The following is a 14,122-nucleotide window of genomic DNA, read 5'->3' as shown; positions in this document are numbered from 1 at the left end:
GTTTGTTCCATCTGCGCCAGAGAGACTTCTTCCTTTTTATAACTTTCCTTATAGCGGTAACAGCGCTCGCTTCCGTAGACATGCGCCTGGAAGTGTTCCTCCATCGCGCGGTAACGGCCGGCTTCTTCGGGAAGAATCCGGCAATGACCGAGCAATTCTTCAAAGGGAATCCATTTTTCAATGCCGATTTCGGAATACTTGACACAGTGAAAATAAAACAAACTCCTGTAAATGATGAACGCCAGCGGCACGCCGCCCTCAAAGACCCATTCGTTGTCAATCAGGAAACGCGAATTCCCGGAAATTATTATGTTTTCAAAAACCGCGTCAATTACCGCCAGGGGCAGCCATTCTTTCCCGTTATCAGGATAATCAGCGGCGTTGATGCCGAAAACCGCGCTGATTTGCGCGTTTATATCCGGCCGCGCCGCAACCCGGAAAGATTTTTTAAGGAGCGCGCAATAATCATCTATAATTCTCAAAAAACCGGCCCGGTCTCCGGCGCGGAAGGAGTTGAAAAGGGCCTGGTCAAAACTCACTCCGGAAATATACTGAAAAACGATTGACGAATCATCAAAACCGATCAGCCGGGGAAGCTCCAGACCGCCGGCATTCAGGCGACCTTTAACCAGTTCATAGCCGGAACGGACGGCCCGGATATGGGCGGCGGCCGCGGGGGTGAGCGCCTTTTTCACGACGGTTTTAGCGCCGTTTAATTCCCCGATTGAAGTCTCAATTTGAAAAGGCGGCCGGCGGTGGCGGTTATATCTGGCATAGATAACATTCATATTTGCCGCAATAAATTCAACCGTTTTGAATAAACACAAAATACGACAAGGGCTGTTTTTGTTCAAGACATAAATGGCGGGCCGGAATCCGCATCCTGACCCGCCGGGGCAATCTCAAATATCCGGCGGCCGCGGGGTATACTTTTCTCGGAATGTAAAGGAACTTACGCCGGTGAATCCGGCGGTTTTAGCGATACGCGGACGGCATACGGCGGCGCGGAAAATTATGTAATTCTGTATTTGACTTTTGAAAAATAAATGGCATAAAGAGCGTCCATGGGACAACAACTACATATAAGATATAAACGCCAACGCCGGAAAAAATGGATTGCACGCAAGAAAAAGACGGAAAAGACCGGGGTCAAACCGGCCGCGCCCAAAACTACTCCGTCCGCGGCGCCCGCGCAAAGCGCCGCTAAACCGGCCGAGCCGGCCGGCGCTTGAAGAACCGGCAACTTTCAAACTTCCGCATTGAGCGGCCCGCGGCCTTTCTTTTCAGATTCCGGGCATTCAATGTTTACCACATTATTCCTTTACAGCAGCCGCCCCTGTTGATCGGCCGGCACGGCCAGGCCAAGGCGCTGATAGCATAGTTCCGTTGCCTGGCGGCCCTGGGGGGTGCGTTTCAAATACCCCTCCTGGATAAGGTACGGCTCATATACTTCTTCTATCGTATCCGGCTCCTCGCTCACCGATACGGCCAGCGAATTCAACCCGACCGGCCCTCCGGCGAATTTATGCACAATGGCCGAAAGGATGCGTTTGTCCATGTCGTCCAGCCCGTATTTGTCAATATCCAGCATTTCCAATGCCCGGTCGGCCACCGCTCGCACAATCTTATTGTCGGCCTTCACCTGGGCGTAATCGCGCACCCGGCGCAGCAGATTGTTGGCGATGCGCGGCGTGCCGCGCGCCCGGCCGGCGATTTCGGCGACGCCGTCTTTGTCAACCGCCACATTGAGAATACGGGCCGACCTTTCCAGAATCAGCCTCAAATCGTCGGCATGGTAATAATCAAGACGGGAATTCAGGCCGAACCTGGAACGCAGCGGCGAGGAGAGAAGCCCGCTGCGCGTCGTGGCGCCGACGAGCGTGAAACGCGGCAGCGAGAGCCGCACGGAGCGGGCATTCGGCCCCTGGTCAATCATGATATCAATGACAAATTCCTCCATGGCGGAATAAAGGTATTCCTCAACCGATTTCTGCATGCGGTGAATTTCGTCAATAAAAATGACGTCGCCCTGCTCCACGCTCGTCAGAAGCCCGGCCAAATCGGCCGGCTTGTCAACGATCGGCCCGGAAGTGGCCTTGATGTTGACGCCCATGGCGTCGGCCAGAATATAAGCCAGCGTGGTCTTGCCCAGCCCCGGCGGGCCCGAGAGAAGGACATGGTCCAGAACGTCTTTCCGGCCCAGCGCGGCTTGCACCGCAAGCTCAAGGCGCTCCTTGACTTTTGCCTGGCCGACAAAATCATTGAATTTGCGGGGACGCAGCCCTTGTTCAAATTCGGCGTCACGCCGGTTTAACTCGGCTGAATGTTTTTCTTTCATAATCAATTGATAATCTCTAGCACTTTCCCGGCCGGAATTCAAGCCCCGGCGTCATTTAAAAAAGAAGACGCCGTGACAATCCGGATTTGCGGCCATATTGACAAACCGCCAAGCTTCATTTAGCATATTTAAAAACCGCTTTTCCCGCCGCTAAACAGAGCGGAAACATTTGGTTTGCCTTCATGAAATTCCGGAAAACATTTGTTTTATTATCCGCGCTCATCGTCCTTGCGGCCGTGTTCCGAATCGGCTTTTTCATTTTCGGACTGCGCCACGTGCCGATTTCCACGGACGAAGCCTGGCCGGCCCTGATGGGAATGCACGTGCTCAAGGGGGAATTCCCGGTTTTTTACTGGGGGCAAAATTACATGGGAAGCCACCAGGCTTTTTTTGACGCCCTGATTTTCGCCGTTTGCGGCGTTAATACTTTCGCGGCGCGCCTCTATCCCCTCTTTTTTTCTTTTTTGTTCCTGGCCGCATCGGGCATGCTTGCGCGGCGTCTCTACGGCCGCGAAACGGCCCTGACCACACTGGCCATATTGGTTGTGCCGCCCGCTTATCTCAGCATGGCCGGGGCATTGAGCGTGCCGCCGGAATATCTGCCGCTGACCGCGCTGGGCAGCTGCGCGCTGGTTCTGCTGGCCGGCATCGCGCTGAAAAAATCCCCGACAATCAGCCGGGACGAAACGCCGGTCTTCCTCCTGCTCGGCCTGCTGCTGGGCTGCATTTTCTGGCTGCACCTGGTTTCCATCAGTTACATTGCCGTGGCGCTGCTTTTTGTTTTCCTGCGCGATAAACTCTTTTTCCTGCGGCCGGCCGTCTGGATTTCCATTGCGGCTTTTTTTATCGGCAGTTTTCCGTTCTGGCAATTCAATTGCGCCCATGGCTTTATCACCTTCAGCGACATGGGCGGCACCGGCGACTGGCAGTCCGCCTGGCAGCTGCTGAAAGCGCTTTTCGGCGTAACGCTCCACTTCATAACCGGAATAAAAATCATGCTTTACGGCGACAGTTGTCATTTCACCGCCCTGCCGGTTTGGCTGGCGGTTGCGCTCGGCCTGATAATATGCTTCCTGCTCCTGACCGTTCTTCTCACGCGCTGGCGCGGCATGCGGCTCTGGTTGAAGTGGCTGCCGAACGGAGCCGACGGCACCGCCATCTTGCTGGCGCTGGCGCTGGCGGTCGGATTTTTATTCTGCCGGAGCGAGCGTTCGGCCTGGCATAATACGCGCTTCCTTCTGCCGGTTATGTCGGCCATGCCGGTTCTGCTGGCGGCCGGCCTGGAACGCCTAAGGCAATGGAACCGGCATGTATTTTTGTTCTTACTGGCGATTATCATCGGCGCGCAGGCCTGGGGAAATATTCTGCTCTATCGCGCCTGGCGCGACCCGGAAACGGTCGCCAAAAAGCTGGAACTGCCGGATACATCCGCCCTGCGCCGTTTTCTGCGCGAGCACGGGATTTTTCACGCTTACGCGCATTACTGGATTTCCTACCGCATAACCTTTGAATCGCGCGAACAGATCGTCTGCGCCGAGCCTTTCAACGAACGTTTCCCCGGCCGCAAAACGCAATATCTGGATGAGGTCCATGCCGCCGCGAACATTGCTTTTATCACCCACCCCACCCTTAATTTTGTCGGTGATTTTGAAAAACATCTTGCCGCCATCGGCGGGACATACCACCAGCAGAAGACCGGAGATTTTACCGTTTATTATGATTTTCTGCCGCCATACGGGCGGTTAAAACTGCGCGAGATTGACCGCGCCCCCTGGCAATTCTCATCCGGACAATATCCGGAAAACCTGGACCGGATGGCGGACGGCAAACTTTACACAAGCTGGACAACCGGCGCGCCGCAGAAAAACGGCGACCAGATTATGATAGACCTGGGGCGGGAAGAAAAAATATGCAAAGTCCGCTTTGACCTGGCCGGAGTGGAATGCGACGCGCCCAACGGCTACCGCCTGGAAATCTCGCGCGACGGAACGGGCTGGCGACAGGTTTATGAATCGGGGCCGGTGGCCGCCGGGTTTTACTGGGAAAACGGCCAGCCATGGATGCACGTCGGCAATGATTTTTACACCGCCGTTTTTGCGCCGCTTAAAGCGCGTTATCTCCGCCTGACTTTGACCGCCGGTCAGCGCCGTTTCTGGTGGTCAATCGCTGAACTGCGCGTTTTCGGGCCAGAAGAAAAATAGCACCCTGCGGAAAACCGCAGGACATACGCTGGATTTATATTTTTAATTCCACCTTTCCGCCATGCTCCGGCGGCGGGATGCGGGGCGTAAAGAAACGGCGGAGCGGGACCAGATCGTAAAACAAAAGTCCGGCGCAGACCAGAAAAGCAATCCAGAGAAGCGCCATGAGCTTTTTTTCGGAAAAAAGATTTTCGGGATGCTGGGCGGCGCTGTGCGGCCGGAACCCGATGTGCAGGTAATAGGCCATGCAGGCGGCCACCAGCGGCGTCGCCAGCACCAGTTCAATGCGGTAACGGATAATAAAAATACCGGCGGTCATTCCGAAGAAAGCGGCGTAAAAAATAATGCTTACCAGCAGACGCTCGTCGGTATACCAGCCAAAGGAGCGGCGATAGACCGAGGCCACCCGCTGGTCGCCCAGATCGCGGAATTCCGCCAGCCGTTTAATCGCCATCAGGAAGGCGCCGAACATCCAGTAGGCGAGGAACATTGAAAGCGGCGGGGGCGTGAGCAAACCCGCCGCAAACCAGCCGAGCGCCAGCCGGATGGGGTTGTTAACCGCCTCGCTGAGAACATCCACATACGGCGAATCTTTGAGACGCACGGGCGGCACATTATAAACAAGCCCCATGACCCAAAGCAAGAGACCCGAAAAACCAAAGGGGATATTGATCATAAACGCCAGGCTTATGCCGGCCGCCGCCAGCGCCAGCCAGAGGCAATAGGCCGGTGCGACCCTGGCCTGGCCGGAGGGAATCGGCCGCAAACGCTTGAACGGATGAAAGCTGTCGGAGGGGGCGTCCAAAATTTCATTGAGGACGTAATTGCTGGAGGCAATCAGGCAGGCACAAACGAAACCGGCGGCAATAGCGGCCGCGTTTTTCCACGCCGCCAGTTCCGGCGCAAAATAAAAAGCCAGCAAAACCCCCGGCACAATAAAAACGTTTTTAAGCCAGTGGTCCGGACGGGCGATGCGGATGTAAGGCAGAATGTTCATGCGACGGCAATTTAAAGCAAGCGGTAAGAATTGTCAAAACAAGTTTGCAGATTGTCACAACAGGCCGTCCGCCCCCGGCTGCCCGTCCCGCAGCGATTTCCCTTCCGTCGCCGCCGGAAAAAGAACCGAACGCAAAAGCCGCATTTTCGCCAGGCGGAAGGCGACGGCGGCGGCCACGCAGCCAAAGCCGTAGGTTACACTGCGCCGGAAATTTATTGAAGAAGCTTCCTTGAAATATTTTGTCGGGCAGCTGATTTCCGCGATTTGGACCCCCAGCCAGATAATCTGGGCCACGATCTGATTATCAAACACAAAATCGTCCGAGTTGCGCTCCAGGGGCAGGCTCTGCAGCAGACGGCGGGAAAAGGCGCGGTAGCCGGTATGATATTCGGAAAGTTTCGCGCCCATGAGCAGGTTTGAAAAAAAGGTCAGGGCGCGGTTGGAAAAATATTTCCAAAGCGGCATGCCGCCCCTGAGAGCGTACCCGCCCAGGATGCGCGAACCCAGCACGCAATCATATAAACCGTTGCCGATGAGCGCCACCATGGCCGGGATAAGCTTCGGCGTGTACTGGTAATCCGGATGGATCATGATCACGATATCGGCGCCGGACGCCAGGGCCAGGCGGTAACAGGTTTTCTGGTTGGCGCCGTAACCGCGGTTTTCATGGTGGACGTGCACCTTGACCCGCGGCAGGGTCCTGGCCATCCCGGCGGTGCGGTCATGGCTGGCATCGTCCACCAGAATGATTTCATCAACCTCGCTCTGCTCCGTAACCTCGTGGTAAGTCCGGAGAAGTGTTTTTTCGGCATTGTAAGCCGGCATGACCACGATCACTTTCTGATCCTTGAACATGATTGACTTCCTGATATCCGCGGTTACAGTTTTCCAACAGTCATTTCGTTGGCGCATTATGCGCCGGCCCGCCCGGAAAGGCGAGCAAAATATGAAGATGCGACTTTTAAAATCGCCCCTTGTCGCCGTTGCCTTGCTGGTCATGGCCGCCGCGGTTTTGCGCCTGGCCTTTTTCGGCATAAGCGTCATCCATGTCCCGGAATCTTCAGATGAAAGCCTTTCGCTCCTCCAGGCGAAGATGATTGTGGAAGACAGACATACCCCCCTGCTGGTCATGGCGAATCCCTACCAGTTCCCGGTTGAATCATATCTGCATGCCCCCCTTGTTAAACTGCTCCCCCGCAACGCCTTCGGCGCGCGCGTCCTGCCTTTTATCCTAAGCCTGGCCACCACGGCCGTGTTCATCGCCGCCTTGTTTTTGATCGCGCCGCTGAAAACCAACTGGCCGGCCCTGCTGCTCCTGCTCTTCCCCTCCGCCTATGTTTTCATGCTGAACTCGGCCTATTTTATCCCCCAACACAGTTCTTTTGCGCTGCTCTGCGCTTGCGCCCTTTATTTCGCTTTCCGCATGCGCCAAGCAGTTCCGCCGCTGAGCGCCTTCCTCGCCGGGTTGTGCGCCGGACTGGCTTTCAGCAATCACATGCTTGCCATGCCTCTCCTGGCGCTTCTTGGCGCCTATGCCGTTTTGGGGCCGAATTTTTCCCTTCAAAGACGCGTCATTCCCGCTTTTGCCGCCGGCGTTCTTCTCGGACTGGCTCCGTATATTCTGGCCGTATGGCTTATTCCCGGCTCTTACGGGGCGGTATCGGGAACTATCCCGTTAAGCGAAGCGCTGCGCCGGCTCTGGGGCGCAACCCTCAACGGCGCCCTGGCCGGCGTGATGGGGATCACCCCCTGTTTTTTTCCGGACAACCGCAACACCCTGGAGCTCATCCCCGGCTTTGCCAAATTCTTTGCCGTCCTCTGGGTTTTAATCATGCTGGCCGCAACCGCGCTCAGAACGGAGCGGTTTTTCCGCCGCCTTGCCGAAACGGGGCGGATGACTTTTGAGGCCAATGATGTCCTTACCGGACTGGCCTGGCTTGCCCTCATTGCTTTCCTGTTCAGCGCGCGTTCCCTCTCGCACACTTACCGCTATCTTCTGCCGGCGGCCTGGGTTTTCCCTTTCACGCTCAGTTATCTCTACGCCCGCTCTCCGCAAACGGGGCGCGTCATCACCGGGGCGCTCGCCGTGTTTCTGGCCGGCTTCAACCTGATTGCCTCGCTGGCGCTCATGCGGGAATGGACAAAGCCAAGTTTTGCCGAAAAGGAAGCCGCGCTTTTTGACCTGAAACCGGCGATTGCCTTCCTGAAAGAAAACGGCATTCAACACGCTTACGCCAGTTACTGGCTGGCCTACCGCCTGACGTATGAAACCGGCGGGGATATTCTCTGCAGTCAGCCGATCAACGAGCGTTTCCCGGGTTGGCCCATGCCTTACAAGCAAACAGTTGACGCCTCCCCCGACGCCGTTTTCATCACGGCCCCGAAAACAAAATTTGACCCGCGGCTCTTTGAAAAAGACCTCGCCGCGATGGCCGTCGCCTTTCGCAAGGAACAGTGCGGCAAAATAACGGTTTACACCGGTTTCCAGCGGCAACATCCTTTTTCCGGCATTCCCGTTCCGCGCAAGAACCTGCGCATAACGGCCAGCCACAACCAAGCCGCGGCGGCCCTGCTTGCCGACGACAATCCGGCCGCCTTCTGGCAAATCACAAATACCGCGTTGCAGGATTTGTGGGTCCAAATTGATCTGCCCCGGCCGGAAAGAATCAACCGCCTCGCGATCAAACACACGGGTTTTCCGCGGAGTTTCGTCGGCCTGCGCGGAATTTCGGCCCGGACCGAAACGGGATGGGCCGACGCAGTTACAGGCAGCCTGCCGCAAGCCGCCAATCGTTTTGAATACTGCAACAACCACCCGGTTTATTCCGAAGATACCCTCACGCTTGATTTTCCGCCGTTCAAAACAGGCGCCCTGCGGCTCAGCCTGCACGCCCCCACGGAGCGGTCCAAGCGCGCGATCGGCGGAATACGGCTCTATCGCGAACCGTAAGACGGCGAGCCGGCATTCAGCAATTTTCCGGCGCAAGCCCGCTGCAGGCGGCGGGCATTGAGCAAAAAAATAATTCGCTGGACTGGCCCGCGGGTTTGCCGCAATATCGGTTTATGGAAAAGCGTGTCGGCCAAAAGACCGCCATCATCATAAACGAAAGCCGGGAAATTACCGCCAAGTCCGGCATTTCCCTCCTGCAGGCGCTGAAAGACGCGGACATTTTTGTCCCCTCCGCCTGCGGCGGCAGGGGCATATGCGGCCTCTGCCGCGTGCAGGTTACGGAAGGCGCTCCGGCGGATTTTACCACCGCCGAACGGACACAGATCAGCGCCGAAGAACAGCAAAACAACGTCCGGCTGGCCTGCCAGATCATGCTTTATCAGGCCGGCGGCAAAACAGACCGCAAGCTGCGTGTTTCCATTCCGGAAGCGTTTCTCTCCGCGCGGCCTTACACCGCGGTTGTTTCGGAATTGCGAGACTTGACCCGTGACATCCGGGAAGTGCGCCTCGCGCTCTCGCGGCCGGCGTCCATTTCCTTCAAAAGCGGCCAATACATACAAATGCGCATTCCGCCGTACGCGGGAAACAAAAAAACGGTTTACCGCGCCTATTCAATCGCCTCGCCGCCCTCGCAAAACAAGAGCCTTGAGCTCGTAATCCGGCGCATCCCCCGCGGCATCGGCACAACCTACGTTTTTGAACATTTAAAAAAAGGCAACCGCGTGGTTTTCAGCGGCCCGCACGGCGATTTTTTCCTGCGCGCAACCGGCCGCGAAATTGTCATGATCGCGGGCGGGGCGGGTATGGCGCCGATGAAATCCATCCTGGCCGACATGCGCGAGAAGAAAATCAACCGCCGATCCCGCTATTTTTTCGGCGTGCGCTCCCCCGCCGACGTCTTTTACGCCGGCCCGATGCGCGAACTTGAGACGGCCCTGCCGGATTTCAAATTTATTCCTTCCGCCGCGAACGCGCCGGCCGGAAAAAAATGGGAAGGCGCGGTTGGCCTGGTGACCGAGACGCTGGCGCGCGAACTGCAGGAAAATTTTGCCGGGGAAGTTTATCTCTGCGGCAGCCCCGCCATGATTGAAGCCTGCCTGAAAATATTGCGGCAGAAAAAAATTCCCGCCGAAAACATTTTTTATGATAAATTCAGTTGACGTCTTAATTCAGCCGCAACTTCTAAAGCCGCGCCGGACGGCGAAAGGATAAAAAATGAAAAACAAGGTGGAAAGGCACAAGCGCCTGGCCGTGAAACCGGGCATAACCGATATGGATGGCTTCATGGGCACGGACAAGCGGCCGCCGGCCGAAATAATCCGCGCCGATGATGAAACCGCGCGAAAAAACGGTTTTACCCACAAGGCCGTGGCCGAACGCATGGCTTTCTTCCAGGAAGCCGGAAAAGAAGGACTGGGCGAAATCGTGGCGGTAAAACCGCATTTCGAGGTTTCCTGTGAAATCGCGCGCGGACTGCTCCCCTGCCCATTCGGCGAGCCGGGGCTCCACCGGAAAACAATCGTCATGGTGCGCAACACGCGCATCCGGAAAGAAATCATTTTTTCCGACTTGAACATCCATCTTATCGCCGCACACGGTTTTTACGAGGGGAAAGGCTCGCCGTTCCGGCTGGAACCGGACGCGCTGGCGGAAATCCTGGAAGCGGGCGTTTGACAAAAATTCCCGCCCGCGTCCGCGTCATGCCCGGATTTGCAACACGCGCGCCCGTTTCAACGCAAAACGCCGGTTTTTTCCGGATTGACCGGCGCTTTTGACTGCGCTATGCTTTTTATCTTTGCAACCGGCAGGTCACGAAAATAAAATGCAAAACCGTAAATGCGTCATTCTGATCGGCGACGGCATGGGCGACTATCCGCAGGCGGAGCTTTCCGGCAAAACCCCCCTGCAGAGCGCCCTCATCCCCAACATGCGCGCCATTGCCGCCGCCGGGGAAGCGCGCCTGGTAACGACCGTGCCGCAAGGCATGCCGGCCGGAAGCGACGTGGCCAATTTGTGCATCATGGGATTTGACCCGAAAAAGTATTACACGGGGCGCGCGCCGATTGAAGCCGCCGGCGCCGGCATTGAACTGGCCGAAGGCGACGTGGCCTTCCGCTGCAACCTGATCACCGTTGAAAACGAATTGATCACGGACCATTCCGCGGGACACATTTCCACGGAAGAGGCGCGGCCGTTGATTGAACTCATTCAAAACCGGCTCGGCAACGACGGCAAACGGTTTTTCACCGGCAAGAGTTACCGCCATCTCCTGGTCTGGAAGAACGGCCCGCACGACGGACTTGTAACCACGCCGCCCCACGACGTCCTCGGCCAACCGGCCGCAAAAAACGCGCCCCGCGGACCGCGGGCGGAGGAAGTTCTGCGGCTGATGGAGGAATCAAAAAAAATAATCGGAAATCGCGCCGCGAATGAAGCGCGGAAAAAAGCCGGCCAAAACACTGCCACCCAAATCTGGCTCTGGGGCCAGGGCAGGAGCTGCGTCTTGCCTTCCTACCGCAAGCTTTTCGGCTTGACCGGGGGCGTGGTAACGGCGGTTGACCTGGTGCGCGGCATCGGCCGGCTGGCCGGCCTGGAGGCCGGCATCGTGCAAGGGGCCACCGGCTTCATTGACACCGATTACGCCGCCAAGGTCCGGGCCGCCCTGGTTATACTTGAAAAACATGATTTTGTTTTTGTGCACGTGGAAGCGCCGGACGAATGCTCTCATAACGGCGACTTACGGCTGAAAATCAGGGCGATTGAGGATTTTGACCGCATGGTCGTGGGCCCGGTCTGGCGCGCGCTCAATGAGCGCGGCCAGAATTACCGGCTGATAATCGGCACCGACCACCGCACCCCGGTAAACATCCGCAATCATACGGCCGAGCCGGTGCCGATGGCGGTCGTGGACGGCCCGGTTGCGCCGCCGGACGGCGCGCGCGTCTCCGGCCGGTTTGATGAATTCATCAGCGGCGGCAGAGACAGCGGCATGGCCTACAAATGGCTGCGGCAACTTCTGGGCAAGCAAGCACCCGCATATTTTTCCCGGCAGGAACCATGACGGAGCGCTTTTTATCACCTTAATTTTGCGCATACGGGCGCGCAAAATCTAGGCATCAGAACGCTTTCCAGAGCCCGTGAATATTGCAGTATTCAAAAGCGGTCAGCGGCCCCGCGGATTGCGGCGCGGCGAACTGCGCCGCGGGAACTTCGCCGGGCTTCAGAAACTGGCGCAATATTTTTCCATCAGCATGGATTTCAATCCACTCAATGTAATGCTTTTCCTCCATGGGATGGGGCACGCTGCCGACGCTTACCTTCACGCCGTTTTCAGTCTTTTCAACCACCGGCACATGTTTTTCCCTGGAAGCGTCAACCGTGTTGGCGATGCAGAGGCGCATCGGCTTGCCGCAGCAGACCAGTTCTCCGGCCCCGGCGTGCAGAACTTCCACGATATTGCCGCAGATATCACATTTATATATTTCCGTTCTTTTGGTCATTGCTTGCCTCCTGTATTTAGGGTTGTGCCAACCGGCGCATCGGCCGACGGATTGACAATTGTTGCGATTATACCGCATCCGCGAAAAATGTCATATTTATTTTTTTGCCTGACCGGTCTTTTTTTAATAGAATGCCGGCGTTGAACAACGGCAACCCATCCGTAAAAAAGCTGACAGGATAACGGGATTATCGCGCTGATCTTTTGGCCAGAAAGCCAAAGCGATGGAATATAAAAACAGATACGGACAATAATCATCACGGAAAAACTGAAAAAATGCAAAAACAATCTGCATATTCAATGGCCGGCGTTGACATTGACAACAAAATGACCGCCCTGCGGGCGGTCAAAAAAATGGTAAAAACAACCGTTGTGCCGGGGCAAATATGCGGAATCGGCTCATTCGGCGGAATGTTTGCCTCGCCCGGAAAGGAGATGGCGCTTATCGCCAGCACGGACGGGGTCGGCACCAAGCTGAAAGCGGCCGTCATGGCCGGCCGACACGATACCATCGGGCAGGACTTGGTCAATCATTGCGTCAACGATATACTGGTGCACGGGGCAAAACCGCTTTTTTTCCTGGACTATTTTGCAACGGCAAAATTTGACGCAAAAATCTTCAACGCGGTCGCGGCCGGCCTCTGCCGCGCCTGCCGGGAAAACCATTGCGCCCTGCTTGGCGGCGAAACGGCGGAAATGCCGGGGCTTTACCCGCAAGGGGAATACGACCTGGTCGGCACAATCGTCGGGGCGGTGGAACGAAAAAAAATAATCACGGGCAAAAACATCAGGCCGGGCGACATCATCGCCGGCCTGCCCTCCTCCGGACTTCACACCAACGGCTACTCGCTGGCGCGCAAAATAATCTTTGAGCGGGAAAAACTGAAAACAAACGACGTCCTGCCCGGAACGGGCAAAAGCGTGGCGGAAAATCTGCTTGCGGTCCATCGCAGTTACCTGCGGCCGGTTACCGCTCTGATGAAAAAAGTGAAAATTCAAGGGATGGCCCACATCACCGGCGGCGGGTTCCCGGATAATGTTCCGCGGATTTTGCCGGGGAATGTTGACGCCGTTTTTGATCTTTCGGCCTGGACCCCGCCGCCGGTTTTCCGTTTCCTTCAGGAGCGCGGGCATGTCAGCCGCGAAGAAATGTACCGGGTGTTCAACATGGGCATCGGCCTCGTCGTCATCATCCGTCCGGCCGAATATCCAAAAACGTTGAAAATACTGCGCAAGGCCGGGGTGGCCGCGCGAAAAATCGGCTGGATTACAAAAGGCCGGAAAAAAGTCCGTCTGGTCAACTGACCGCCGCGTCCCGCTTTTTCCACATGGCGTATAAATCGCTTTCCGTGGCCTGGATGCACCAGAAATCGTCGGACAGTTCCCGGCTTTCGGCGTAACCATAAGGCAAAGCGCCGTAACCGCCCCTGCCCCACTCCGCACCCCATGAATTTCTGAAAATCAGATTTTTCCGCCCATCGTCATAACCGACCGCCATGACAGCATGGCCGCCGAGCATTCTTTCGCCCTGCCGCGGCAGGCGGATATTTCCCGTCCGGCGGACATCTTTCCCCATGACATGCTCATAAACGGCAAATCCAAACACAAAGGGAAGCCCCATGGACAGGCATGCTCTCATTTCATCAAGCTTATGCAGGCGCTGATAAGCGGTTACCTGGTGCTTTTCCGCCTCTTGATAGCAATCCGCCGGCGGTTTTTCCTTGAAACGCGATATTTTATAAGGCCATTTTTGCTCCTTGCACACTCCAAGCGTTTTCAAAACCTTGATGCCGGTTCTGAGCATGGCGCCGGAGTCCTCGTGCACGGTGCCCATTTCAACGCGGGTGTTGTAATAGACGAAGAGCCGGCTCAAGTCCTGAAACCAATTCGGCAAAGAAGGGTGACTTGCGACTTTTGACTTCGCCTTGAGTTGCAGAAATTCCAGCGCGCCGATCAGGGCCTGGGCCGTGCAGGAGCCCAGATTGCCCTGTTGTTCAACCGGCGAGCATCCGCCGCGCAAATCAACTTTGGCGGGAAGTTTTGCCGGCACCCGGAACACGGCGCGGAAGGGAACATCGCGCCGGTCCGGCACATCCGGCAGCCAGCCTAACTGATAAACGGTTTTTTCATTCTCCAT

At 56.5% G+C, this 14,122-nt stretch carries 12 protein-coding genes; 6 read left to right on the top strand and 6 right to left on the bottom strand.

What is annotated here, in order from left to right; translation table 11 throughout:
- Together PHP98_08290 and ruvB are read right to left on the bottom strand one after the other, a co-directional pair.
- On the bottom strand, positions 1-788 hold a 788-nt coding region (locus PHP98_08290; protein ID MDD5483634.1), incomplete at its 3' end, for a hypothetical protein.
- A 533-nt stretch (positions 789-1,321) separates the two neighbouring features.
- Positions 1,322-2,338 (bottom strand): Holliday junction branch migration DNA helicase RuvB, encoded by a 1,017-nt coding sequence (gene ruvB / locus PHP98_08285; GenBank protein ID MDD5483633.1) that lies wholly within the window; start codon positions 2,336-2,338, stop codon positions 1,322-1,324.
- A gap of 182 nt (positions 2,339-2,520) precedes the next feature.
- Between ruvB and PHP98_08280 the strand changes: the two genes are divergently transcribed.
- The gene (locus PHP98_08280) at positions 2,521-4,539 is read left to right on the top strand and encodes a discoidin domain-containing protein (GenBank protein MDD5483632.1); all 2,019 of its coding nucleotides are present in this window, start codon (positions 2,521-2,523) and stop codon (positions 4,537-4,539) included.
- Between the two features lie 34 nt (positions 4,540-4,573).
- Here the strand turns inward: PHP98_08280 and PHP98_08275 are convergent, their stop codons facing one another.
- Positions 4,574-5,536, bottom strand: coding sequence for a UbiA prenyltransferase family protein (locus PHP98_08275; GenBank protein ID MDD5483631.1), 963 nt, complete (start codon positions 5,534-5,536; stop codon positions 4,574-4,576).
- A gap of 54 nt (positions 5,537-5,590) precedes the next feature.
- Complete coding sequence (locus PHP98_08270) at positions 5,591-6,391, bottom strand: glycosyltransferase family 2 protein (GenBank protein MDD5483630.1); 801 nt, start codon at positions 6,389-6,391, stop codon at positions 5,591-5,593.
- A gap of 91 nt (positions 6,392-6,482) precedes the next feature.
- On the opposite strand from PHP98_08270, the gene PHP98_08265 reads away from it, so the two are divergent.
- The 4 genes from PHP98_08265 (at position 6,483) to PHP98_08250 (ending at position 11,547) form a co-directional block, all read left to right on the top strand.
- Positions 6,483-8,486, top strand: coding sequence for a hypothetical protein (locus PHP98_08265; GenBank protein MDD5483629.1), 2,004 nt, complete (start codon positions 6,483-6,485; stop codon positions 8,484-8,486).
- A 113-nt stretch (positions 8,487-8,599) separates the two neighbouring features.
- On the top strand, positions 8,600-9,646 hold the full coding sequence (locus PHP98_08260; protein MDD5483628.1) for a 2Fe-2S iron-sulfur cluster binding domain-containing protein: 1,047 nt from the start codon (positions 8,600-8,602) through the stop codon (positions 9,644-9,646).
- A 55-nt stretch (positions 9,647-9,701) separates the two neighbouring features.
- Positions 9,702-10,160 (top strand): hypothetical protein, encoded by a 459-nt coding sequence (locus PHP98_08255; GenBank protein MDD5483627.1) that lies wholly within the window; start codon positions 9,702-9,704, stop codon positions 10,158-10,160.
- Between the two features lie 148 nt (positions 10,161-10,308).
- Positions 10,309-11,547 (top strand): cofactor-independent phosphoglycerate mutase, encoded by a 1,239-nt coding sequence (locus PHP98_08250; GenBank protein MDD5483626.1) that lies wholly within the window; start codon positions 10,309-10,311, stop codon positions 11,545-11,547.
- A gap of 55 nt (positions 11,548-11,602) precedes the next feature.
- On the opposite strand, the gene PHP98_08245 is transcribed toward PHP98_08250, so the two are convergent.
- Positions 11,603-11,986: a desulfoferrodoxin gene (locus tag PHP98_08245; GenBank protein ID MDD5483625.1), complete on the bottom strand. Its 384-nt coding sequence runs from the start codon at positions 11,984-11,986 to the stop codon at positions 11,603-11,605.
- A 275-nt stretch (positions 11,987-12,261) separates the two neighbouring features.
- Here PHP98_08245 and purM point away from each other — a divergent pair, with 275 nt between their 5' ends.
- Positions 12,262-13,290, top strand: coding sequence for a phosphoribosylformylglycinamidine cyclo-ligase (purM, locus tag PHP98_08240; protein MDD5483624.1), 1,029 nt, complete (start codon positions 12,262-12,264; stop codon positions 13,288-13,290).
- Here purM and PHP98_08235 read toward each other — a convergent pair.
- Positions 13,283-14,122: a C1 family peptidase gene (locus PHP98_08235; GenBank protein ID MDD5483623.1), complete on the bottom strand. Its 840-nt coding sequence runs from the start codon at positions 14,120-14,122 to the stop codon at positions 13,283-13,285. The genes purM and PHP98_08235 overlap by 8 nt on opposite strands.

It is taken from the genome of Kiritimatiellia bacterium (assembly GCA_028715905.1).
GTDB lineage: Bacteria > Verrucomicrobiota > Kiritimatiellia > JAAZAB01 > JAAZAB01 > JAQUQV01.
This window is presented reverse-complemented; position numbering and strand designations above follow the sequence as displayed.